The sequence below is a fragment of the Exilispira thermophila genome (assembly GCF_055389015.1).
The window spans coordinates 2,293,103-2,318,251 of the sequence record NZ_AP042476.1; the positions used below are offsets into that span (position 1 = coordinate 2,293,103).

Sequence of the window (25,149 nt, forward strand, 5' to 3'; positions counted from 1 at the left end):
AAGCCTCCATTTATATTTATTTAAAACAAGGGGATTTTTATCCCCCTGCTTTAAAATTAAATCAACAATAATAAAACAAATTTATTCTTATTTATTCATATCTGCTTTTGCAGATTCATAAATATCTTTACCAATTTTTTCAATCCATTTATCATATATTGATGCTGTAGCTTCTTTAAACATTGCTAATTGATCACTTGTTAAATATGTAACTTCAAGTCCATTTTCTTTAAAAAATTTATCAAAATTACTTACATCAGGTGTATAATTAAATTTAGTTTGTAATAATTTCAAAGAAGAACCATCATCCAGCCCAACTCTTACATATGCTTTTTCAAATTCTGCAGCATTAGCAGCTGCATCTTTTATGATCTTTTGTATATCTTTTGGAAAACTTTCAAATAATTTTTTATTAACACCTACTATAACAGGGTCAACCAGATAATTCCAGAAAGTTGCATATTTATGATATTGCCATATTTTAACAACTTTAAGTATATCAGCAGGATTTTCTTGGCCATCAACTGCTCCTTGCTGGAAAGCTGTTACCGCATCCCCCCAGTTCATATTAATTGGATCAGCTCCTAATTGTTTATAAATATCTAAAAAGATAGGAGATCCAACAACTCTTATTTTTAATCCTTTTAAATCTGATGGTTCTTTTATTGGTCTTTTACTATTAGTAATTTCTCTAAAACCATTTTCTGCCCAGGCTAACCCAATAACTCCCTTTTTTGATAACCTTTCAAATAACATTTTACCAGTTTTACCGTTTTCAATTTTATCAAGGTTAGTATAATTGTTAATAAAAAATGGTAATGAAAAAATATTAAGTTCTGGAACAACTGGAGACCAGTTAATAGTTGAACCAAAAGCAAAATCAGCAGCACCTGTAGCTAATATCTGAAATTCATTTGTTTGCTTACCAGCAAATAATTGACCACCATAATAAACTTTAATATTAATCTTTCCATTAGTTTTTTCTTTTACTTCATCAGCAAATCTTTGAGCAGCAATACCCCAACCAAAAGTTGGTCCTACTACTACTGATAATTTGTATTCAGGTTTTGGAGTAAAATTTTTAGATGCTGTTTTACTCTTTGAACACGCAAATATTGAAAAAACCATAATTAGAGTAATTAAAATTACCAAGGTAACTTTAAATAACTTTTTCATAAAAACTCCTTGTTTTTTTTATTAAATAACCTTTTATATGGTTATATTTTTACATTTTCTATTTCTTTTTTAAATTCTATCAAAAATCTTGCTGCATCAGCACCATCAATAATTCTATGATCATAAGACAAAGAAATATATGCAATGTCTCTAATTGAAAATGAATTATTATTAAATATTTTAAACTCTTTATTAATGGTACCAATACCCATAATAGCAACCTCAGGTGGATTAATTACAGGAGTAAAAAGAATAGTATCCATCATTCCTAAATTTGTAATTGAAAATGTCGAACCAATTAAATCGTTTTGAGTAATTTCATTATTTCTTGCTTTTAAAGAAATCTCTTTTAAATAAGAATTTACTGAATTAAAATCCATTTGCTCTACATTTTTAATTACTGGTACAATTAAGCCATTTGTCGTATCTACTGCTATTCCTATATTTATATTTTTGAAAACTTTTAGCTTTTCTCCATCAAAATGTGAATTAAACTTTTTATAAGTTGTTAATGGTTTTTTAAGAAAGTAAATTATCCCGGAAGTAACAGTAATATTATTATGTTTAACCCATTTCAAAAAATTAGTAAAATCAATTTTAGTTACATTTGTAACTGTAACAGCAGAATGAAACCCATCTGATAATTTTTTCGCTATTGTTTTTCTAATTCCACTTAATTTAATTTCTTCAAATTCATTACCCTCTGTACTCCTAATTTTTAGAAAATTTTCAATATCTTTAAGTATAATTCTTCCTCCAGGACCAGTACCAGAAATTTTTGTTATATCAATACCGTATTTAAGAGCTGTTTTTCTAGCTATAGGAGAAATTTTTATCCTATTACTTTTTATATGGGTTATATGGGTTTTCTTATTTAAAGCATTTTCTTCAATATTTATGGATTTTTTTCCTTCATTTTCTTTATTTGGAGAACTTTTTGAAATTTTCGTTTTATCCTGTTTTTTATTTAAATTCTTTTTTTGAGTAGTTTCGTATGAATCATTTTCTTCTTCTATAATTCCAATAACTTCTCCTACTTTATAGGTTTCACCTTCTTCACCTATCAATTCAATAATTTTTCCACTTACAGGAGATTCAATCTGATTTATTATTTTGTCAGAAGAAATTTCCATTAATGGTTCCCCTTTTTTAACATTATCTCCCTCCTGTTTAAACCATTGCTCAATAATTCCTTCTTCCATATTTAAACCAAATTTTGGCATTTTTATTTCATACATAATTTTCTCCATCTTTCAAATATAAAGTTTATAAAAACATATTTTTAATTAAAAATTTCATTCACTGTTTTAACAATATCATTATAATCTGGTACAGCAAAGTCTTGCAACGGAGGACTAAATGGCATAGGAATATTTTTACCACCAATTCTCATTATTGGAGCATCAAGATAATCAAAAGCTTCTTCCTGAATAGTCACTGCAACTTCCGCACCCCATCCAGCTCTTTTCCATGTTTCATGAACAATTAATAAACGATTTGTCTTTTTTAAAGAATTAATAACTGTTTCTTTATCCCATGGCACAAGTGTTCTCAAATCAATTACTTCTACATCTATTCCATTTTTTATTAATACATCAGCAGCTTTCAATGATTCATGTACCATTCTTGAAGTTGAAACTATTGTCAAATCTTTTCCTTTTCTTTTAATATCTGCTTTCCCAAATGGGATAAAATATTCTTCCTCAGGTACTTCCCCTTTTTTAGCATAAAGCATTTTATGTTCAAAAAATATTACAGGATCATCTTGATTAAGAGCTGTTTTCATTAAACCTTTCATGTCATAAGGGGTAGATGGTATAGCAACTTTTATTCCTGGAACATGCATAAAAATAGTTTCAATAGATTCAGAATGTTGCGCAGCTGCAGATTTACTAATACCATCAGGTCCTCTCAGAATTAAAGGGATCTTACCCTGCCCACCAACCATATACCTTATTTTTGCTATTTGCAATGTTATAGATTGTATTCCAGTAAACAAAAAATCAGCAAAATGGAACTCAACTACTGGCCTTAATCCAGTTAATGCAGCTCCTAAACCTGAACCATAAATAACTTCTTCAGAAATTGGAGTATCAAATACTCTATCTTTAAATTTTCCTAATAATGATTTATAAGCTCCAAAAATTCCACCCTGTTTTGCTATATCTTCACCATAAGTTATTATATTTGGATTTTTAGACATTTCTTCATACATTGCTTCACCTAGCGCTTCAGAAAAAGTAATTTCTCTCATAAAAAATACCTCCTATCAATAATCATACTTTGTATCATCAACAAATAAATCTTGTAATGCTTCAACACCTTCAGGATAAGGTGAATTTTCTGCAAATTTTACAGCATCTAAAATAATTTTTTCTGTTTCTTCACCAGTCTTTGTAATAAACTCTTGATTAATTAATTTTTTGTTTAACAAATATTCTTCAAATCTTTTTATTGGTTCAACTTTAAAGAATTCCTGTACTTCTTTTTTATCTCTATATTGTTCTGGGTCACCTACAAAATGGCCTTTTATTCTATAAGTTTTTGCTTCTATTAAAGTTGGACCTTCTCCTGCTTTAGCTCTATCAACAGCCTTTTTAACTTCCTCATATACCTTTAAAACATCATTACCATCTATAGTAATACCTGGAATTCCATAACCTATAGCTCTTTCAGCAATATTTTCAATTGATGTTGTTTCACTGGTTCTTGCTGTTGAAGCAAATTTATTATTTTCATTTAAAAATATTACAGGTAATTTATATACAGAAGCAAAATTTAAACTTTCATGAAAAGCACCTGTATTTGATGCTCCATCACCAAAAAAAGCAATTACAACCTGTTTAGTTTTTCTAAATTTAATACTTAAACCAGCACCAACAGCAATAGGCAACCCTCCTCCAACAACTCCATTTGCTCCTAAAACACCAATACTAAAATCAGCAATATGCATTGAGCCACCTTTTCCTTTACAGTATCCAGTCCTTTTACCATATAACTCAGCCATCATTTTATTTATATCACCACCTTTTGCTATAAGATGGCCATGACCTCTATGGGTACTTGTAATATAATCATCTTTATTTAAATTTTTCATTGCTCCTGTAGCTATTGACTCTTCGCCAATATATAAATGTATAAATCCAGGTAACTTACCCTCAAGAAATAGTTGTTCGGCTTTAAGTTCAAATTTTCTAATTTTTATCATAGTCCTATACAAGGATAGCAAAAAATCCCTGGAATAATTCATAAAAACCTCCTGAAAATTATTCATTATTAACTAGCAACAAATATGCCATCTAATATATCAATATTTTATCCAAATTAAGTATAATTATGTTATAAAATTAAGTATTTTTTATTTATTATATTAGCATCATAAAATTAATTGTAAATTATTGTAAAATAATTTTACAATAGCTTTATTTTTGAATGAAAAGTTGAATATTGGATAGCATAAAAGTTTATTGAAAATAGAAATTAAAATGTTAGTGTAAATTAGAATAGATTAAAAACATGTAAATTTATTTTACATAAACTATTTAAGATTTAGCTCTTTTAACATTTTATAAACTGTTGGCCTTGAAATATTCATTAATCTAGCAATTTTACTTATATTACCATTAGTTTTATAAAAATAATCTTTTAAAATATTCGTTTTTAGTTCTTTTAAATCTACAAAATCGTTATATTTAACTTTATTTCTATTATAAGTTCCATAATTAATATTTATTAAATTATCTTGCTTATAAGAACTTTTTGAACCATAATTCAAAACAACTTCAGGTAAATCTTTTGCTGTTAAAACATTATTATTAGATATGTTTATAGCTCTTTCAATTATATTCTCAAGCTCTCTAATATTACCTGGGAAATCGTATTTATAAAGTGGTTCTATAAAACTTTTATCATATTTTAAAACATTTCTCTTCAAAATAATAGAAATTTTTTCTATAAAATGATTTATCAAAATAGGAAGATCTTCTAATCTTTCTCTTAATGGAGGAAGTTTGATCATTATAACATTTAATCTATAAAACAGATCTTTTCTAAACGAATTATTGTTAATCTCTTTGTATAAATCTTTATTTGTTGCTGAAATTATTCTTACATCAATATTTATTGGTTTTAGCGATCCAATTCTATATACATTCATGGTTTGTATAACTCTTAATAGTTTAGTCTGTACCAGAATTGGAAGTTCTCCAATTTCATCTAAAAAAATTGTACCATGATCAGCAAGTTCGAATTTCCCAGGTCTGCCATTTTTTGATGCACCAGTAAAAGCTCCTGGTTCATAACCAAAAAACTCTGATTCTGCTAAATCTCTTGGAATTGCTCCACAGTTAATTCCAATAAAAGGATATTTTCTTCTATTCCCTTCATAATGAATAGCTTGAGCGAACATTTCTTTACCAGTTCCTGTTTCACCATATATTAAAATATTTGATTTTGATTTTGAAGCTATATTCGCTATTCTTAATGCTTCTTTAATCTTTGAAGATTCACCAATAATATCTTTAAATTTAAATTTAGCTTTTGCACCAATATAATTTGTCACAAACTTTTTTACCCTATCAATTTTTCTAAAAAAATCCAAAACCCCATTAAAACTATCATCTTCATCTTTTAATACTATAGCACTTTTAATAAAATGAATATCACCAAGTGTAGGACTTTGTATTCTAAATTCTTTATCAATATATCCAATATGATTTTTAAAAACAGATAAAATAACTGGTTCAAAATCTACAATTTCTTTAACATTTTTACCAATACATTTTTTAGAATCAATATTTAACATTTCACCTGCGATTTTATTCATAAACAAAATTTTGGCATCTTTATTAAACCATATAAAACCATCATCAATTGAACTTGTAATAGTTTCTAAAATATCTTGAGCAAACCCTAATCTTTTATTTAATAAACAATAATCAATCTCCCTTTCAATTGATTTAACAAATAAATCAAAAATTATAGTAACATCATTATTTTTATAAGGAAACAATAGAAAAAAATTTATCTTATTATTTAAATCAATTGAAATTGATTTATGTTTTATAGAAATATTTAATTTTGAAATAATTTCTCTTATTCTTTTAATACCAATTAACTGATCTTCACTATAAAATAAAGAACCATTAAGTTTTCCATCAATAAAATAATTTAAATTACGAATATCAATCTTTTTATTGAATAATTCATTCTTTATTTCATTGTCACCTTCATAAAATATTATTTTGTTATTTTTATCCAATACAATTATTAATCCTTTATTTTTAATATATTTAAAAATATTATTAAATTCCTTTTTTATTAATTGATTTATACTAAAATGATCTTTAATAAATTCTGCAATTTTAAAAATGTTATAAGTTTTATCCATAACAAATCCTATATTTTTAATTATTATAGAAAATACTTTTTTAAATTAGTTTCATCTTTAACTATATAAATATTTTTAAAAATAAATTTTTTTTTAAATTCATTTACAATTTTATTTTTAATAAATGAAATAGTAAAATTCTTATTAATTTTTGAAAGATTGGTTACCTTACTTCTTTTACTTCTAATTGTTTTTCTGAAATTTTCATAATCAGTATCCCACTTAATAGAGTTTTTTAAAAATTCCAGATTACATTTTATTAATAATGATGTATGATATAAAAATAACCCATTCTTAATTGCAACAGCGGAACCACCAACTTTCTCTGAATTAATAAAAATTCCATTTCTACCATCTATATTATAGTTAATTTTATTGTCTTCAAATATAGATTTTGCAATAAAACTTGTTAAAAACTTAGTTTCTTCTAAAATCATATGAGATTTAAAAAAATAATTTTTATTTTTTAATATTGAAACATTTAAAACACCTTTATCATGATAAACAGTACCACCTCCACTATCTCTTCTAATATATGGTATTTTGTTATTTTTTACAAAATTTAAATTTATTTCTAATTCAGGTATTTGAAATTTTCCTATAAATAAAGAACTTGAATTTATCCAAAATCTAATAACAATACTATCTTTAAAAACTGGTTTTAAATTAAATAAAAGATTTTCAATTTTTTGATTCATAATAGGATTAAATTCTTTAATATCAATTAAAATCAAATCCATATCAATCTAAACTCATTTCAAAATTTTACCTGAACATTAATAATTGAATAAAATAAAAAATATATTTTCATTCAGTAAATATTCTTCTTTATAGTATAATGAATTAAAAAGAAAAAAAATCAATATGTTTTTTATACTTTACAAAATTTAATAATAATCAATAATTTTTTAATTATAATATTTTTTTTAAATTAAAAATTGCTTTTAATTTAAAACAATTTTGTTATAATCTTTTATTGAAAACATGTTGCATAAACACATGTTTTTTTACCAATATAAATTAATTTGTTTGCAAGTATTTTAAACTATAAATCTTTATATGAAAGATTTTTAAAAATATGTTATTATTTATACAATTTATATATTAACATTATTATATATTTTAACTTTAATAAAATATAATTAAGGGGAAATTTATGATAAGTTTAATTATTGGCCCTATGTTTTCTGGTAAAACTACAGAATTATTAAGAAGATTAAACAGGAGCAAAATTGCAGGGAAAAAAGTTATTCTTTTAAGACCCAAAATAGATACAAGAGGAAAATTAACACATGACAATTTAACAACAAATGGGATAAAAGAAATATTTTTAACTGAAATTAACCCAGATGATTTTTTAGATTTTGATGTTATAGGAATAGATGAAGGCCAATTTTTTAAAAACCTTTCTAAAAGTGCAAATGATTTAGCTAATAAAGGGAAAAACGTTATTATTGCAGGACTTGACGCAACATCTGAACTTGAACCTTTTGAAGAAATTATTAATTGTATCCCATTTTCAGAAGAGGTTGTCAAACTTTCGGCAATTTGTTCATTTTGTGGTTCAGAATATGGATCTTTTACACATTTTAAATCTGGAACAAAAAAAGAAAAGGTAATAGTTGGTGGCTCTGACCTGTATAATGCAATTTGTAGAGAATGTTTAAATAAATTCAAAAACCAAAGTAATTAACTAAAATATTAAGAAATATTTTTAATTTTTAACTAATATTTTTATTTTAAATACCTTTTACAAACATTATATAATTCATCTAATGTATAAGGTTTTCGGATAACATCAATAAAACCATAGTTTTTATAATTCCCCATTATATCATCATTCGAATATCCACTTGATATTATAGCTTTAACTTCCGGGTCAAACTCTTTTAATTCTTTTATAACCTCTTTCCCCCCAAATCCACCAGGAACTGTTAAATCAAGGATAACAAGATCTATTTTCTTTTTCTCTTTCTTTAATTTTTTATATAGATTTACAGCTTTTTTACCTTCTTCAACAGTATAAGTTTTAACTCCAAATATATCAAACATCTTTTCTAAAGTTTTTCTTATAACTATCTCATCATCCATAACCAAAACATTACCTTTTAACTTATACTCTTTCTCAATTATGTTTTCTTTTTTATATTGATTTGACTGATCTGAATATAATTCTTCTGAAAATATATCAAATGCAGGTAAATAAATTATAAATTTTGTTCCTTTATTTATCTCAGATTCACAAAAAATATAACCCTTATGCTTTCTTATAATAGAGTAAGATACAGCTAATCCAATCCCTTTACCTGATTTTTTAGTTGTAAAATAAGGGTCAAATATCTTATGAATGTACTCTTTTTCTATACCCTCACCATTATCCTCAATTATAATCTTAATGTATTTACCTTTATCTAAATCTTTTTCATAATCTTTATATTTATATTTTTCTCTTTTATTCAAATCTATTTTTTCATTATTGGAATTATTTTTTATAAAATTTGTTACCTCAATTTTAATTTCACCATTTTGTGGATTTACAGCCTCTTTTGCATTACAAAGAATATTATATAATGCATTATAGGTCTGATCAGGATCTGCATAGATACTAAGTAGAACCTTTTGAAAATGCTTAATAATTTTTATCTTTTCTCCAGCAAATAGCAAAGAAATCATTTTTTTTAATAATTCACTAACATCAAATACTTTTTTTACAGGTGTACTTCCTTTTGAAAAAGTAAGTATTTGATTTGTTAATGTTTTTGCTTTTAATGAAATATCTTCTATATCCTGTAAAACCTCTTTTAATTCAGGATCTTCTGGGATCAAATATTTCGCCAATGTTATATTGCCAATAATTCCAGCAAATATATTATTAAAATCATGAGCAATTCCACCTGCCAAAATACCAAGAGATTCCAGTTTGGAAGCTTTTAAATATTCTTTTTCTAGTTTCTTTTCACTTGTAATATCATTAACTATTCCTATACCTCCAATCACATTTCCATCTTTATCTTTTAATGAAGAAATTTTAAATCCCAAATATCTATCTACCATATTTTCATTATATTTTAATTCAACATCAACAATGTCATTTTTGCCATTTATAATCATTTCAATTTTTTTCTTTATTCTATCTTTATAAAGAATTTCCATAACATTAGTTTTATCTGTTAAAAAAGAAAAAATATTTTCTAAACCTGGATTATATAAAATAATTTTTCCAGATTTGTCAAAATAAAATACTCCTACAGGTAAATTATTAAATAAATTTCTATATCTTGATTCTATTTCTGTTAAAGTTTGTTTAATTTTATATAGTTCAGTTTTATCAGTTACAACTGATAGTAAGGCATCCTCTCCATTATACTTTATATAATTAATTCTTACTATAATTGGAAAAGTTTCTCCTGTCTTTTTTTTTGCAACCCATTCAAATTGAAGTTCCTTTTTATTTTCTTTTACAAAATTAAACTTTTCAATTATGTCATTTAAATTAAAATCTGATGAACTTCTTTCAAGAATAGATTTATTAACAATTTCTTCTTTTGTATATCCATACAATTCACAAGCTCTTTCATTTGCATATATCATTTTATAGTCAGTGTTATAAATAAATATTGCATCAGGTATGCTATTTACCAATAGTTTAAAATTTTTTAAACTATAATTCAACTGAATTTGCTTTTCATTTAATTTAGAAATAGTTTTTTCAATTTCATCAGCCATTAAATTAAATTTTTGAGCAATTTTTTTTGTTTCAATAAGAGAAAAATTTTGATAATCAATCCTGGAATTATAATTCTTTTTTATAATAGAGTCTATTGTGTTTAATAGTTTATTAAAAGGGGTAATTAAATAAAATAAAATAAATTTATTAAAATTATGGTAAAACAATATAGCACTTATTGTAATTAATAATAAAAGTAAAAAGCTCGTATAAAACAATTTATTAATAATTGTTTTAATATCATAATAAACAATTATTTTTCCAATTTTAAAATTATCTTTTAAAATATCTATTTCATATTCTTTGAATTTTATTTTATTATTTTTATTTTTTTTAATATCAATTTTGTTGTTAAATTCATCAATTACAATAATTTCGTATATTTCCTGGTTCAATAAACCTGCTTCCAGAATATTTTTCAATGTTTTAAAATCAAGATTATAAAGTGGATTTACTATGCTTTTAGCCAATATATTGATACTTATTTCAAATCTATTATAAATTCGTTTTTGAACATAATCATATATAAGGAAATACAATAAAATTATGAATATTAATACTATAATTAAAAAATTTTTAAATATTTTTCTCTGTAATATTGATTGAAAAGTTTTACCTTTTTCTGAATAATTTTTATGCTTTAAGTTTATAACATTTTTAAAATTCATAATTATTATCTCTAATTTTATTTTTCTTTAATTTATATTTATAAAAATAAAATTCGTTAAATTTTACTTTTACATAAGTTTCTATAAAATATTTCTAAAAATATTTTTCTATTATAGTTTTATATTCTTTTCTTTTTTTGAAATTTAATATTGAATTATTGATATCTTCCAGAATTTTTAAGTCAACATTTTTATTAAATATTAAATATCTTTTATTTGAAAAAGGAAGATTATTAATTTTTACAATTGCAATTTTTAAAGATAAATTATCATCATTTTTAATTATCCAGTATGCTTCTTCATAATTCATAAAAGTATAATCGCATCTAAAACTTGAAATTAGTTCTAAAATATTTTTATAAATATAGGGAAAAGTTATCTTTTCTGGATTATATTCTAAAATCTTTTTATCAATTAATTCCCCATAAGAAAATCCATCAATTACCCCTAAAATTAAATCACTTTTTAAAATATTATCCAATGTGGGATTTGATGGTAATTTTTCTTTCTTATATCTATTTACTACAATTACATAAGGTTTGTCCTGATAAAGCGGAATACTAAATTTATAATTGTTTTCTCTTTCTTTAGTTTTAAACCAACCAACTGAGACAGCAGTCTCATATTTCTTTACTATCTGTAAAATCCTTTTTGGTGTTTCTAAAACATATTTATGTTTAATGTTAGCTAAATTAAATATTTTCTCTGTAATCTCCATTAAAAATCCTTCTGGTTTAGAAGGCTCGTTACCATTATTTTGATCACTTTTATGATAATATGGTAATCTTTCAAAATAATATATAGTAAAAATCCTATTATCTATCCCTTTAGCTATTTCTCTTTTTGAAATTATAAAAATCAAAATTAATAATAAAAGTATAAAGCTGAATTTTTTAATTTTCATTCTTAGTCCTATTATATTTATCTGCTTATAGTTATTTATTTTGTATTTTTGTTATCAACTTATTATTAAATAATCATTATTTAATTTTTAATATGAAAATAAAAAAGAGAATACAAAAAACTATAAATTTTATTTCAACCTTTATATTATCCATTTTTGGAAAATGTTTATTCCATTAATTTTTGTTTCACAAAAAATTTTATTTTTATATTATATATTAATTTTAAATTTAAATTTAAAATTATCAAGTATACCAAACTTTTTTATTTTAATTTGTTATTTTTAATTTATACTTTTTTAAAGAAAAATACTGGAGAACTTAATGAATAAAAACATTTTTAATTATTTTAATGTTTTTGAAAAAGATAAAACCCATAGAATTAAGCAGAAAATTTTTATTGCAAATAATTTAATAAAAAAACATAAAACACCATTTTTAATTATTCAGGAAAAAGAGATTTTAAATAGTATAACTCTTTTTAAAAAGTATCTTCCAGAAATAGATATTCATTATGCTATAAAAGCAAATGCTGATACCTACATTTTAGAGTTATTAAACAATTTGAATATTTCTTTTGATGTTGCTTCATCTGGAGAAATAAAGTTACTTTCAAAATTAAAAATTAATGGTGATAGGATGATATTAGCTAATCCTGTTAAAAATTTTGAAAGCCTTAAAACAGCTATACAAAAAAGAATTAAAGCTTATACTTTTGATAATATTTATGAAATTGAAAAAATTTCTTCATATTTAAAAAAAAGAAAAACCAAATTCATACCTGCCAGTATTTTAAGAATAAAAACATATTCTGAAAATGTCCAAACAAACCTTTCAGAAAAATTTGGAGCAGATATTGAAGAGGCATATCCTTTATTGAAATATTGTAAAGAACATTCCTTAAATCCTGTTGGTATAGCTTTTCATGTTGGCACACAGAGTTTCGATATTAAAAATTATGAAAAAGGGATAATATCTTCCCTTGAAGTAATTAATAAATGTAAAAAAGATTTAGGACTGGACCTTAAAGTTTTAGATATAGGAGGAGGATTTCCAATAGATTCAATATATGGGTCAGGAACCACCTATCTGGAAGAGTTTTTTATTGAATTTTCAAAAATTTACAAGAAATACAATCTTTCTAAATTTACCATTCTTGCTGAACCTGGAAGAATAATAAGTGGACCATCTGGAACCTTAGTAACAACTGTAATAGGAAAATCAAAAAGAGAAGGAAAAATGTGGTTATTTTTAGATGATGGGGTATATGGTTCCTATTCAGGAATTATGTATGATCATGCTTTGTTTAATTATATCCCTTTAAATCCAAGATACCATACTCAAGATTATAAAAATAAACTTATTCCTTATGTGATTGCAGGACCAACATGTGATTCCGTTGATATAATGCAAAGAGAAGTTTACCTTCCTGAAGATATCAAGATTGGAGATAATATTTTAAGCTCTGATATTGGAGCATATTCAATAATGTCAGCTACAAAATTTAATGGTTTTAGACTGGCTAAAGTTCTTTATCTAAATAAAGATGATGAACTTGAAAATATCCATATGGGTATAGATTTTGATATAAATGAAATTTCACCTGAGCAGGAAGTTCAATGATTTATGTTATTGGTGGTATAGCTATAGATATTATTGTATCTAAAAACAAATTCATTAAACATACATCTAACATTGCAAATCTTAATATTTCTACTGGTGGTGTTGGATTTAATATCTTTAAAAATATAGATACCAAAAACAAGTGTTTTATTTCTACCATTGGAAATGATATACCTGGAAAAATGATATTAAAAGATTTAAAAAAAGATAATGAATATGATATTTTTTTATTTGAACAAAATAGTTTTAATAACTTTAACAATAATATATCTAACTCAAGACCTACAATATTTTTACAATCAATAAACAATTCTAAAACCTCTTTTTACAATGCATTGATGCAGAATGGTGAATTATTATATGGAGCATCTAATTTTGATATACTTGAAAACCATTTGAGTTTTAACTTTATAACTAAAATTTTAAATAATTTAAAACCAAAAGATATTGTTGTTTTAGATGCAAATTTAAACTCTGAACTCATAAAATTGTTAATAAAATATTTAGAAAAAAAAGAAATTTTTATTTTTTTTGAAACAATAAGTATTGAGAAAACAAAAAGAGTAAAAAAATATTTTAACAATATTTTTTTTAGTTCCCCAGAAATAAATGAATTTAAAACTCTAATAAATTTGAGAACAATTCCTTTATCTAAGTTTATTAAAAATAAAACATTTTCTTTATTAAAAAATAAAAATATTAAATATCTACTTGTCACTAAAGGTAGAAATGGTAGTACTCTTTATTTTATAGAAAAAGATAGGTTAAAAAAAATTGATTTCTATCCAAATGAAAAATTAAATTTAAAATCAACCAATGGTGCTGGAGATTATCTTTTTTCAAAAGTAATTGAAAATCTTTCAAAAATATTAGAAAAAAAAGAAAATATATTATTTTCCCACAATTGTATAAAAAAGGATGAAATAATAAATTGTATAAAAGAAAGCATAATTAAAACTGAAGAATATTTAAAAAAATTAAATAATATATAAAATTACTTATATTATAATGATATTTTAAAAATAATATTGATATATTAAATTGATATATTTAAAAAAATTTTATTGATAAATAAAAAATGGTGGGGATGTACAATGTGGTCAATTCAATTTGATAAATTTCAGGCTCCATAACGGCCTATTCCACATGATTTCCCGTACTATCCCCACCATTATATATTATAATTAAATATTTCCTTTTTTCAACTATTTTTGTATATTTTTTATGTTTTATTTTATAAATCTAATAATTTTTTTACTTTTAAAATTTAAGGAGAACAAATGAAAACTTTTCCAGGTTGTATTGATTGCTTTAAAAATCAAGTATTAAAAACCTCTAAACTTATCAATCTTGATAAAGAAAAAGAAAAACTTATCTTGCAAAAGGTTAAAGATTTTTTGGATAAAATTGATTATAATTTGCCACCAGCTGCAATTGGAGGAGAAGTTTATAAAATTTTTCATAAAATATCTAATAACTATAATCCATATGAATATATAAAACATGATTTTATTCAAAAAGCTTTAAACTTAATCCCATTTCTTGAAAAAGAGATAAAAACAAGCACAAACCCTTTAAAAACAGCTTCTAAAATTGCAAGCATTGGAAATGTGATTGATTTTGGTATAAATGATAATAAAAATATGGAAGAAGATTTTAATCTTTTAATAGAGAAATTATTAGAAAAAGATTATTATTTAGATGACTTTGAACAATTTTATTTTAAATTAAAAAAAGCTAAAAACTTACTTTATATTGGAGATAATGCAGGGGAATCTGTTTTTGATATGCTTTTTATTAAAGAAATTAAAAAAGAATTCCATGATATTAAAATTAGCTTTGCAACAAGAGGTTTTCCAATAATTAACGATGTTGTAGTGGAAGATGCAATTGAATCAAAAATTGATAAATATGCTAAAATAATTTCTTCAGGTGTTGATACACCTGGAATTATAATTGATAAATGTAATAAAAACTTTATTAAATCTTTTAATAATGCAGATTTAATCATTTCAAAAGGCCAGGGTAATTTTGAGGGTTTATCTGACTCTTTGAGAGAAATTTTTTTTATATTGAAAATTAAATGTGATGTAATTTCAAAATACTTAAATATTCCACTTGGTAATATTATATTTTTACATAAAAATGAAAATATAAAAATATGATATTAATTTAGTAATATTTTGTCTCAAAACTTATAAGACTGTTTTCTTTTATTGAAAAATATAACTTAGAAATATAAAAAATAAACTATCCATTAAATTTATGGACAACCCTCATTTAACACAAATATATTGATTTAAAAAATCTCTTTTACAATTATAGACATTTTAATCCAATAATTATAAAATAAAAATTGTAGGAAATTATTAATTTTATTTTTTTTAAATTTAACAATTTATTAATTTTAATTGATTAGATTTTTTATTTTTTATCATTACTATCAATTAATTCAATTATTCCTTCAAAATTACCTATTATTGTTTCAAGTTTCTTTTTTAATATTTTATATGAAAAATACCTTTTAGCTAATTTAAAATTCTTATCAGTCATCTGTTTTATTTTCTTTGGATCATCTAATAAGTTATCTGTTTTCTTTATTACATCATCTGTAATAAAACCATTCATCTCTATTGCTTCAAAACCTAAAGGAGCAATATCCATAGAATAAATAGAATATTTGTTTACTAAAATTGGTTTTCTAAAATATATCGATTCAATAAATGCATTACCAAATCCTTCATAAGTTGAAGGATATGTAATAAAATCAGCGTGTGGATAAATATCCCATAAAGTATATACTTTATTACCATTTTTATCATATCCTCTCTTCTCACCAATAATTTCTGGTTTTATAATCAACTTAACCCCTAAATGGTTTGCATAACTTATAATTCTTTCCATATAAGTGGAACCTTCATCTTTTGCCGAATGGGTTATAACAAGCTTTACTTTTCTATGTTTTAAACGACTTATCAATTCTATTGAATGTTCAATCCCTTTTCTTGCTACAATCCTGGTAGGTTGTAAAAATAACAATTCATCATCACCTACTCCTAAATCCTTTCTTGCATCTTTATTAAAATCATCGATACCAACTGGTTTTTTATCAAAATCTACTACATTGGGAATAACCTCTGATGAGATCCCTTTTCTATAGCTTAACTCTTTTTTTGCCCAGGTATTAATTGATACATGTTGTATAGATGGTAAAGCTGGAGGAAAAGATGCAAAAATAATATCTTCTACTGCATTAACTAAAAATCTTTGTCTTTCCCAGTAAAAATCATGGTTATGAGAAATGGTTGGAATACCAGTTTCAGCAATAAATTCAGTTAATGCTAACCCAAGAGGTAAATTCATAGGTATAGCTAAACAATTTTGTGGTATAATTAAATCTATAGAAAATTTTTCTACAAATCTATAGAGTGCTTCTTTTAAAATTCTTCTCATTTTATGAATTTTACCAGTAATACAAGAAGTTCTTCTTAAAGTGTTAAAACATTTTGATTGAATCAACCTTATTTCAGGATGGTCAAAAAAAGCTTCGGGTACAATCATTGTTTTTTCAACAGGTCTATCGGAAACCCCAGCGAAATAAAAAGTATTATACCCCATTGAAGTTAAGACTTCATCCCATTTTTGAGTTTCTAATGAAACCCCATCAGTACCTTTAAATCTTGTAGAGATAAATCCAATGTTTTTGATATGAAATCCATTTTTTCTTTTTCCATTCATTTTTCAATCCTGATAATTTTTATTTTTATATTTTATATTTTATATCAATTTATATTTTTTTCAAATCGGTTTTAAAAACTTTTAAACATAAAAAGAATTTTATTGAAAATTTGAAAATACCCTTTATTATTTTAAAGTAAGTTAGATTATACTTAACTTTTGATTTTCTTTATAATATCGTTAAAACATAATTTAGTGTTTATGCAAATATTATTTTAATAATATTTTTTTATATAATATTGATAGCTTCTTTTTATTTTTTATATTGTATTATTTTATTAAATAACTTATATTATCTGTATCAAAGTATTATATAATCTATTTTTAAATTTTTTGTTTATTTTTATTTTTTTTTAATTATAATTTTTGTATTAAGAATTTTTTTTAAAATTAACACAAAACTGAGTAAAGGAGAATTAGAAGGGAAAATCATGGATATTTCAATTTTTGATTCAATAAAAGAAAAAATTATTCTAGAAAATGGTGAAAAATATTTTAAAAATAACTCAATTAAAGATTTTGATATCATTTTAATTGATGATACTACTATAAATATAAAAGGCAATCAAGTTGTTGATGATAAAAGATACAACTCTGAATTAATTATATCTACTTCAAAAAATGAAATTTTAAGTTCTTTTTGTACATGCGATGAAATGGGAGACTTTTGTGCCCATAGAGCTGCATTGGTATTCAAATTATTAAGCATCTCGGATAAATTCTTAGATAAAAATAAGATTAATAAAGAAAAATTTGTTTCACTTAAAAGGGAACTGGCTAAAGATAGATTAATTAAAACTCTAAAAACTGTTTCAGAAAAATATTCTGTTAAAATAACTATAATTTTAGAAGAAAAATTTAATCAAGAAGCACAATTTAAAATTGACTTTTATAAAGATGAAAAACTTATAAATTTTTATACTGACATATCATATTTAGAAAAATGGGATGAACTAAGACAATTTAATTATACTTTATTTCCATTAAAAGATAGACTAATTGTTAAAGCAATAACTGATTGGCTTGGTCATATACCTGAAGAAGAGTTCTCGTTACCAAAAAATAATTTAGATCTATTCTTAAAAATATTATCAGATTTTCCTGAATTTTATGAAGAAGATAGTGGGGAAAAACTCAAATTTTCAGAAAAATATTTTAAACCACAATTAACATTAAATTTTACAAAAAGTGGAGCTTATATATCACTTGATATAGAAGAAGATTTTAAGATTTTTTCAGGTTTCTTTTATCAATGGATATTAATCAATAACATTATTTACCCTTTAAGAGTTAAACTTTCTGAAGATATCTGGAACTTTTTATCTCAAGATAATTTAATTTTGAAAGATAACGAAATTTCTACTTTTTATTATGAAATATTACCTAAAATACAAAATTCCTTTAAAATCAATGTAAAGGGCGATGTTAAATTAGAAGAAATTAAAGATTATAAATACCATTTTGTATTTGATTATGTTGATGAAATAACCCTTTATCCAAAAATTAGTTTAAATTTTGATATTAATGATTCTGAAGGCAAAAAGGTAAAAGAAAAAATTTTATTTGAAGAGTTCACCATTGGATCTCCTGAAAATATTTATATATGTAAATTTTACCAGAATAGATATCTTGTAATTAAAAGAAATTTAATTAAAGAAAAAAAGATCTTATTTCTTTTAAAAAAATACCATTTTAAACTTGAAAATAAATATTTAAAACAACAGGATAAATTATATTATAAAAAATTTTTAGAAGAAGGACCTAACATATTAAAACAAGAAGTTGAAATTGTATTTACTGAAAACTTTAAAAAAATAATGTTAGAAAAAGCATATATTTTAGCTGATATTAAACTTAGCGAATCAACTATTAGTCAGGATCATTTAAAAATAAAAGAGGAATATATTTTTTCTGATGGATCAAAAGTTACCAAGGATGCAATTGAAAAAATAGTACATGGAAAAAGATTTATTAATATAAAAAACAATCTAACCTTAGTTGAAAATTATGAAGAAATTAAACTTTTAAAACAACTAATCCATGATGTCCTTGATAAAAAAAGTAATACTATTCATATGTCGCAATTTTTTTACTTCTACGATGAAGTTAAAAAGATAAAAAATAAAAGTGAAAATTCAAAAATTTCTTTAATATTACCAGAAAAATTAAAAAAGATGATTTATTTACGAGAAACTTTTGTAGAGAAACAGGATATATCTATACTGAAAACAAAAATTACAATTCCAAAAGAGGTATCTAAAAAACTTAGAAATTATCAGAAATATGGTTTTTTCTGGTTCTATTTTTTAAAAGAGTTCCATTTTGGAGGTATATTAGCTGATGACATGGGTCTTGGTAAAACAATTCAAATTCTTACATTTATTAAATCTCTTAATTCACCAAAACCATCTCTAATAATTTGTCCAACTTCTTTATTACATAATTGGGAAAATGAAATTTTGAAGTTTTTTCCAAATATGAAATACTTAATTATTGTTGGTAATGTAAATGAAAGAAAAAAACTTATTTCTCATTTAAACAGGTACGATGTTATCATTACTTCTTATTCCTTAATTAGAAATGATATAGAAGAATATGAACTTTATGATTTTGAAGCAGTAGTACTTGATGAAGCAAACCATATTAAAAATCCAAATACAAAAATATCCAATACAGTAAAAAGAATTAATTCAGCTTATAGATTTGTGTTAACAGGTACTCCAGTTGAAAATAACCTTAAAGAACTCTGGTCAATTTTTTCATTTGTATCACCTCAATTACTTGGAAAATTTAAACCATTTAAAGAAAATTTTGTAGATAATTTTACTGAAGAAAAATTAGAAGAATTAAAAAAAAGAATTTCTCCTTTTATATTAAGAAGAATCAAAAAAGATGTTTTACCTGAATTACCTCCAAAAATTATTCAGACTTTATTTTCTGATTTATCCCCTATACAACAAAAATTGTATCAGGAAATTTTAGATGAAACAAGAGAATCTATCCTTTATAGAATTAAAAAAGATGGACTTAAAAAATCTAAAATACATATTTTAACTGCACTTTTAAAATTAAGACAAATTTCAAATCACCCTTCATTAATTAATCCTGCAATTGGAATAGGAGATAATATTTCAGGAAAAGCAGATCTTTTAAAAGAAATTTTAATTGAATCTGTTGATTCAAATCATAAAATATTACTCTTTTCTCAATTTACACAAATGTTACATTTAATTAGAAGTGAAATTCAAAAATTGGGTTTTAAATTTTCATATCTGGATGGATCTATTCCTGAAAACAAAAGAAGAATTGAAATTGATAAATTTAAAAAAGAAGATATACCAATATTTCTTATTAGTTTGAAAGCTGGTGGTTATGGATTAAATTTATCTGAAGCAGATATGGTTATTATATTTGATCCATGGTGGAATCCTATGGTTGAAATGCAAGCTATAGATAGAGCATATAGAATGGGTCAAAAAAATACTGTTAATGTTTATAAATTAATATCTAAAAACACAATTGAAGAAAAAATATTAAAATTACAGGAAAAGAAAAAACAATTATTTGATTCTGTTGTTAATGTTGAAAATATATTTAATTCATTAACTGAAGAAGATATTGAAGAATTTTTTCAATAATTTATAAATAAAATTTACATTTTGACATTTATAATTATAATAAAAGTAACTTATTCAAATAAATAATTAAGTAAATTATAAACTAAACTATTTTTTTCTAATAAATAATCAAATTATTAATTTTTTATTAATTTAAAGGAAAAGTTAATGAAAAAGGGTATAGCTATTATATTTGTTTTTACAATAACTCTAATTCTGACTATTTTTCTCTCAGCTGATAACAACACTATTTCATTTAAAAATTATGCTATAGATCTATCTACTTACAACAACATCTCAGATTCTCAAGTTCAATTTATAAATGAAAAATATAATCTTATTTTAGTAAATAAATATAATGATAAATTTAAAAACAAACATCAAATTTTAGTATATAATCTTTTGTTTTCAGATGAGAATAAAGATTTACCAGAAACAGCTTATACTCATTCAATTAAATCTCCATTTGAAAAAAAAAGAATTAAAAATAAAAACAATAATAAATTTTTAATGAATATTTTTTCTAAAGAATATGAAAATTTTGTTTTAAATAATTTGGTAGAAATTACTAAAGGAAAACAATTCTTTGGTATTTTGTTTAAAGATGTCAATTTTAACCTGAGTAGTTTTATTGATTATGCACCTGATGGTTATGATAAAAATAAATATACAGAACAAATTTTATACTTACTTAAAAAAGTTAAATCTGAAACAAACATAAAAAATATATTGGTATCAGGAATTTATGAAAATATTTCCTCTTTTAACTCAGTTAACTTTTTCAATAATCTAAATTATGGTGGAATAACAAACAATTTTGTTTATTCTATTTTTAAGATATTTAATAGTTCTAATGAAAAAATATATGTTAAATTTTTAAATTTAGTTAATAATTTTTCAAAATCAAATTTCTATATTGCTTATAATAAATTAAAAGGTATTTACATGGATAAGTTAACAGTAGAAGAAAGATTGTACTCTTTTACCTCATATTTATTCATATTTAATCCAAATATTTACTATTTAATTGAAGATTTATCAATAAAAACCCCAGTCCAATATTATCCTGAAATGGATATTGATTTAGGAAATCCTGTTGAAAGTTTTCAGGACATAACTTTTTATTATGATAAATATATTCAAATTTATAAAAGAAAATTCGAAAAAGGGATAGTAATGGTTAACCCTTTTCCTTTTTCAAAAATAGTTACACTTGATAAATATTATACAAAATTAAAATTTTCCGGTTCAATTATTGATGGTAAAGAAAATAATATAAATATAACAAAAATCAAAGCTAAACAGATTATTATACCTGCTTATAGTGGAGTTATATTATTAAACAATGAATAGCAAATAATGTAATAATCACATTAATATAATAATCATATTTTCTACTTTATTTTTTCAAATTTTTTCTATTAATTAATTTAATAATTCTATTTTTCCGATTCTTTTTATTAACCTATTTTTTTAAATATATAAAATCAATATTATTGTTATACATTTTCACATTAATTTAAAGTTATTATGAAATGAAATTTGAATTTTTAAATTTTAATACTAAAATTGTTTTATGAAAGACAAATCCTTTTTAAAAATTCTTATCTTATTTTTTTATCTATTAATATTAATAATTATTTTATTTGCTCTAGTATGGTTTTTTATTAACAAAAAAGCATTTAATAAAAATCTTAAAAGGAGCACTGACCTTTATAAAAAATCACAAATCGAACTTATAGAAACAAATGTTAATAATACTTTAGAAATAATTGGCAATTTTTATAAATCCAACAATAGTTCTTTAAAAATTGATCAAAATTTTCTTCAAAAAATTATTAATTATAAATTTGGTAAAAACAAAAATCTTTATTTATATATTATTGATTTTAATGGGAAAATGTTAGCCCACCCAATAAAACCAGAATTAATTAATCAAAATTTATATTATTTAAAAGATGAAAAAAATAAATTATTTGTACAGGACATTATTAACATTGCAAAACAAAAAAAATCAGGATTTGTAGAATATTATTGGGAAAATCCTTCAACCAAAAAAATAACAAAAAAATTAACATATTTCAATTCTAATAAAAACCTTAACATAATTGTATGTTCAGGTATTTACTTAGAAGATTTAATAGAAGAGTATAATAAAGCTTTTATTTCTTTAAAAAAGATAAATAATATTAAAATTTATGCTAATATTGGATTTTTAGTATTAATTTTGATTTTAATTTTTATAATATTCAAAAAATTAATTATTAAATTTCAATTTGATTTTAATTTAATAAAAAAATTTTTAGAAAAAAATTCAGAAGAAAATGAAAATATAGATACTTCTTTATTTACTTTCAATGAATCAAAAAATATAGCCAGTTTTATCAATAAATATATAAATAAACTTAATGAAAATTTAACATTTCTAAAATCTCTATTTGAGCTATTACCAGTACCTTTATTCTTAGAAACTCAAGATAAAATAATTGTAGATTGTAATTTAGCTGTTGAAAAACTCTATGGATTTAAAAAAGAAGAGCTTATTGGTAAAGACCTATCTTTAATTGTACCTGATTATTTACTTAAAACTTTTGATGATAAAATAAAAATTGAAATCCTTGATAATGTATTCTCTTTTGAATATAAAAATAAAAAAAAAGATGGGACTATATTCCCATGTCTTGTTAATGTAACAAATATAAAAATTTATAATAAAGATTACAAGCTTGTTAGTGTTATAGATTTAACAAAACAAAAGGAATTTGAAAAAAAACTTATACAGGAACAACAAAAAATAAAAAAATTTTTAGATACTGCTCCAGTAATAATGGTAGTAATGGATAACAAAGGAATTGTTCAACTAATTAATAAAACAGGATGTGAAATTTTAGGTTATAAAGAAAATGAAATTATAGGACAAAATTGGTTTGATAAATTTCTACCTGATGATATTAAAGAAAAAAGAAAAAAGTTTTTCTTTAAGCAAATGAAATTAGGTAGCTCTGAAATTCAATATTATGAAAATTATATTGTTAATTCAAAGGGTAAAAAAAGACTTATAAAATGGGCATCTTTTTACTTAAAAGATGAACATGGTAATATTTTAGGTGAATTTGGGTCAGGAGAAGATATAACTGATATAAAAAATATGGAAATACAACTTCAAAAAATGAAAAATCTTGAAAGTCTTGGAATCTTAGCTGGTGGAATTGCTCACGATTTTAATAATATTTTAACTGGGATAAGTGCAAATATTTCATTGTTAAAAATGCAAATTGGTAAAAACAATTCTTTTTATGATACTATAACCGATATAGAAAAAGCTTCAAAAAAAGCTTTAAACTTATCATCTCAATTATTAACTTTTGCTAAAGGTGGTACTCCTGTTTTAAAACCAGAATCTATAAAAGAAATTATTAAAGAAACAATAGGATTTTATACTTCAGGTTCAGAAATTAAAACAGTAATTAAGGCACCAGATAATTTATGGAATGTTCACATTGATAAAAATCAGATCAGTCAGGTTTTTACTAACCTATTATTAAATTCTATTGCAGCAATTAAAAAGAATGGAAAAATTACTATCATTTTATCCAATACAAAACTTTTTAAAAAAAATTTTTATGTAAAAAACAATATATTAAAACCTGGAAACTATGTCAAAATTATTTTTCAGGACAATGGAAAAGGGATTCCTGAAGATATACTCTCAAAAATATTTAACCCGTATTTTACTACAAAAAAAAATGGTAATGGATTAGGTTTATCTATTGTTTATTCAATTATAAAAAAGCACAATGGTTATATTGAAGTTGAATCAAAAGAGGGTGTGGGAACTAAATTTACTATTTATTTAAAAGCAACTTTAAAAAGAATAAAAAAAGAAAACATAAATAACAAAAGTCTATCTGAATTAAAAGAAATACATAGTAAAAACAAGGCTAAATCAATTTTAATTCTTGAAGATAATACTATTGTTCAAAATTCATTCAAATCAATTCTTACGAAATTAAATTATGATCTATTTATAAGTGATAAAAGTTATGAAATTATAAAAAAATTTAAAGAATTAAGAAAAGAAAAGATTCAAATAAAATTTATAATTTTAGATCTAACAATTAAAGGAAGTTCTGGTGGAATTGAAACAGCAAAAAAACTTCTTAAAATTGATAAAAACATTAATCTAATAGTTACAACAGGATATTACAATAATTCTATTTTAAATAATCTAAAAAAATATGGTTTTAAAGCTTACTTAAAAAAACCATTTACAGCTGATGAACTTATAGCTTTATTAGAAAAATTTTAA

16 protein-coding genes are annotated in these 25,149 nt (G+C 22.9%); 7 read left to right on the forward strand and 9 right to left on the reverse strand.

Going from position 1 to position 25,149, the window contains the following annotated elements:
• Positions 1–87: 87 nt before the first annotated feature.
• The 6 genes from ACZ5EC_RS09745 to ACZ5EC_RS09770 all read right to left on the reverse strand — a co-directional run bounded on the left by ACZ5EC_RS09745 (position 88) and on the right by ACZ5EC_RS09770 (position 7,305).
• Entirely contained in the window at positions 88–1,176 is a 1,089-nt protein-coding gene (locus ACZ5EC_RS09745) for a DctP family TRAP transporter solute-binding subunit (RefSeq protein ID WP_464302290.1), read from the reverse strand.
• Between the two features lie 41 nt (positions 1,177–1,217).
• The gene (locus ACZ5EC_RS09750; RefSeq protein ID WP_464302291.1) at positions 1,218–2,414 is read right to left on the reverse strand and encodes a dihydrolipoamide acetyltransferase family protein; all 1,197 of its coding nucleotides are present in this window, start codon (positions 2,412–2,414) and stop codon (positions 1,218–1,220) included.
• A 44-nt stretch (positions 2,415–2,458) separates the two neighbouring features.
• Positions 2,459–3,430: an alpha-ketoacid dehydrogenase subunit beta gene (locus ACZ5EC_RS09755; protein ID WP_464302292.1), complete on the reverse strand. Its 972-nt coding sequence runs from the start codon at positions 3,428–3,430 to the stop codon at positions 2,459–2,461.
• 15 nt (positions 3,431–3,445) lie between these two features.
• Positions 3,446–4,426 (reverse strand): thiamine pyrophosphate-dependent dehydrogenase E1 component subunit alpha, encoded by a 981-nt coding sequence (locus tag ACZ5EC_RS09760; RefSeq protein WP_464302293.1) that lies wholly within the window; start codon positions 4,424–4,426, stop codon positions 3,446–3,448.
• 288 nt (positions 4,427–4,714) lie between these two features.
• Entirely contained in the window at positions 4,715–6,565 is a 1,851-nt protein-coding gene (locus tag ACZ5EC_RS09765) for a sigma-54 interaction domain-containing protein (protein WP_464302294.1), read from the reverse strand.
• A gap of 23 nt (positions 6,566–6,588) precedes the next feature.
• Positions 6,589–7,305, reverse strand: a complete 717-nt coding sequence (locus ACZ5EC_RS09770; RefSeq protein ID WP_464302295.1) for a lipoate--protein ligase family protein — start codon at positions 7,303–7,305, stop codon at positions 6,589–6,591.
• Positions 7,306–7,721: 416 nt separating this feature from the next.
• Here ACZ5EC_RS09770 and ACZ5EC_RS09775 point away from each other — a divergent pair, with 416 nt between their 5' ends.
• The gene (locus tag ACZ5EC_RS09775) at positions 7,722–8,258 is read left to right on the forward strand and encodes a thymidine kinase (RefSeq protein ID WP_464302296.1); all 537 of its coding nucleotides are present in this window, start codon (positions 7,722–7,724) and stop codon (positions 8,256–8,258) included.
• A 41-nt stretch (positions 8,259–8,299) separates the two neighbouring features.
• Here ACZ5EC_RS09775 and ACZ5EC_RS09780 read toward each other — a convergent pair whose 3' ends face one another.
• The gene (locus ACZ5EC_RS09780; protein ID WP_464302297.1) at positions 8,300–10,960 is read right to left on the reverse strand and encodes a PAS domain S-box protein; all 2,661 of its coding nucleotides are present in this window, start codon (positions 10,958–10,960) and stop codon (positions 8,300–8,302) included.
• A 94-nt stretch (positions 10,961–11,054) separates the two neighbouring features.
• Entirely contained in the window at positions 11,055–11,864 is an 810-nt protein-coding gene (locus ACZ5EC_RS09785) for a substrate-binding periplasmic protein (protein WP_464302298.1), read from the reverse strand.
• A gap of 322 nt (positions 11,865–12,186) precedes the next feature.
• Between ACZ5EC_RS09785 and ACZ5EC_RS09790 the strand changes: the two genes are divergently transcribed.
• The 3 genes from ACZ5EC_RS09790 (at position 12,187) to ACZ5EC_RS09800 (ending at position 15,650) form a co-directional block, all read left to right on the forward strand.
• Positions 12,187–13,485, forward strand: a complete 1,299-nt coding sequence (locus ACZ5EC_RS09790) for a type III PLP-dependent enzyme (protein ID WP_464302299.1) — start codon at positions 12,187–12,189, stop codon at positions 13,483–13,485.
• Positions 13,482–14,477: a carbohydrate kinase family protein gene (locus tag ACZ5EC_RS09795; protein WP_464302300.1), complete on the forward strand. Its 996-nt coding sequence runs from the start codon at positions 13,482–13,484 to the stop codon at positions 14,475–14,477. The genes ACZ5EC_RS09790 and ACZ5EC_RS09795 overlap by 4 nt, the downstream gene beginning before the upstream one ends.
• A gap of 288 nt (positions 14,478–14,765) precedes the next feature.
• Positions 14,766–15,650: a damage-control phosphatase ARMT1 family protein gene (locus ACZ5EC_RS09800; RefSeq protein WP_464302301.1), complete on the forward strand. Its 885-nt coding sequence runs from the start codon at positions 14,766–14,768 to the stop codon at positions 15,648–15,650.
• A gap of 259 nt (positions 15,651–15,909) precedes the next feature.
• Here the strand turns inward: ACZ5EC_RS09800 and ACZ5EC_RS09805 are convergent, their stop codons facing one another.
• Positions 15,910–17,223, reverse strand: a complete 1,314-nt coding sequence (locus tag ACZ5EC_RS09805; protein ID WP_464302302.1) for a glycosyltransferase — start codon at positions 17,221–17,223, stop codon at positions 15,910–15,912.
• A gap of 431 nt (positions 17,224–17,654) precedes the next feature.
• Between ACZ5EC_RS09805 and ACZ5EC_RS09810 the strand changes: the two genes are divergently transcribed.
• From ACZ5EC_RS09810 to ACZ5EC_RS09820, 3 genes are all read left to right on the forward strand, one after another.
• Positions 17,655–20,861, forward strand: a complete 3,207-nt coding sequence (locus ACZ5EC_RS09810; protein ID WP_464302303.1) for an SNF2-related protein — start codon at positions 17,655–17,657, stop codon at positions 20,859–20,861.
• Between the two features lie 147 nt (positions 20,862–21,008).
• On the forward strand, positions 21,009–22,193 hold the full coding sequence (locus ACZ5EC_RS09815; protein ID WP_464302304.1) for a hypothetical protein: 1,185 nt from the start codon (positions 21,009–21,011) through the stop codon (positions 22,191–22,193).
• Between the two features lie 223 nt (positions 22,194–22,416).
• Entirely contained in the window at positions 22,417–25,149 is a 2,733-nt protein-coding gene (locus ACZ5EC_RS09820) for a PAS domain S-box protein (RefSeq protein WP_464302305.1), read from the forward strand.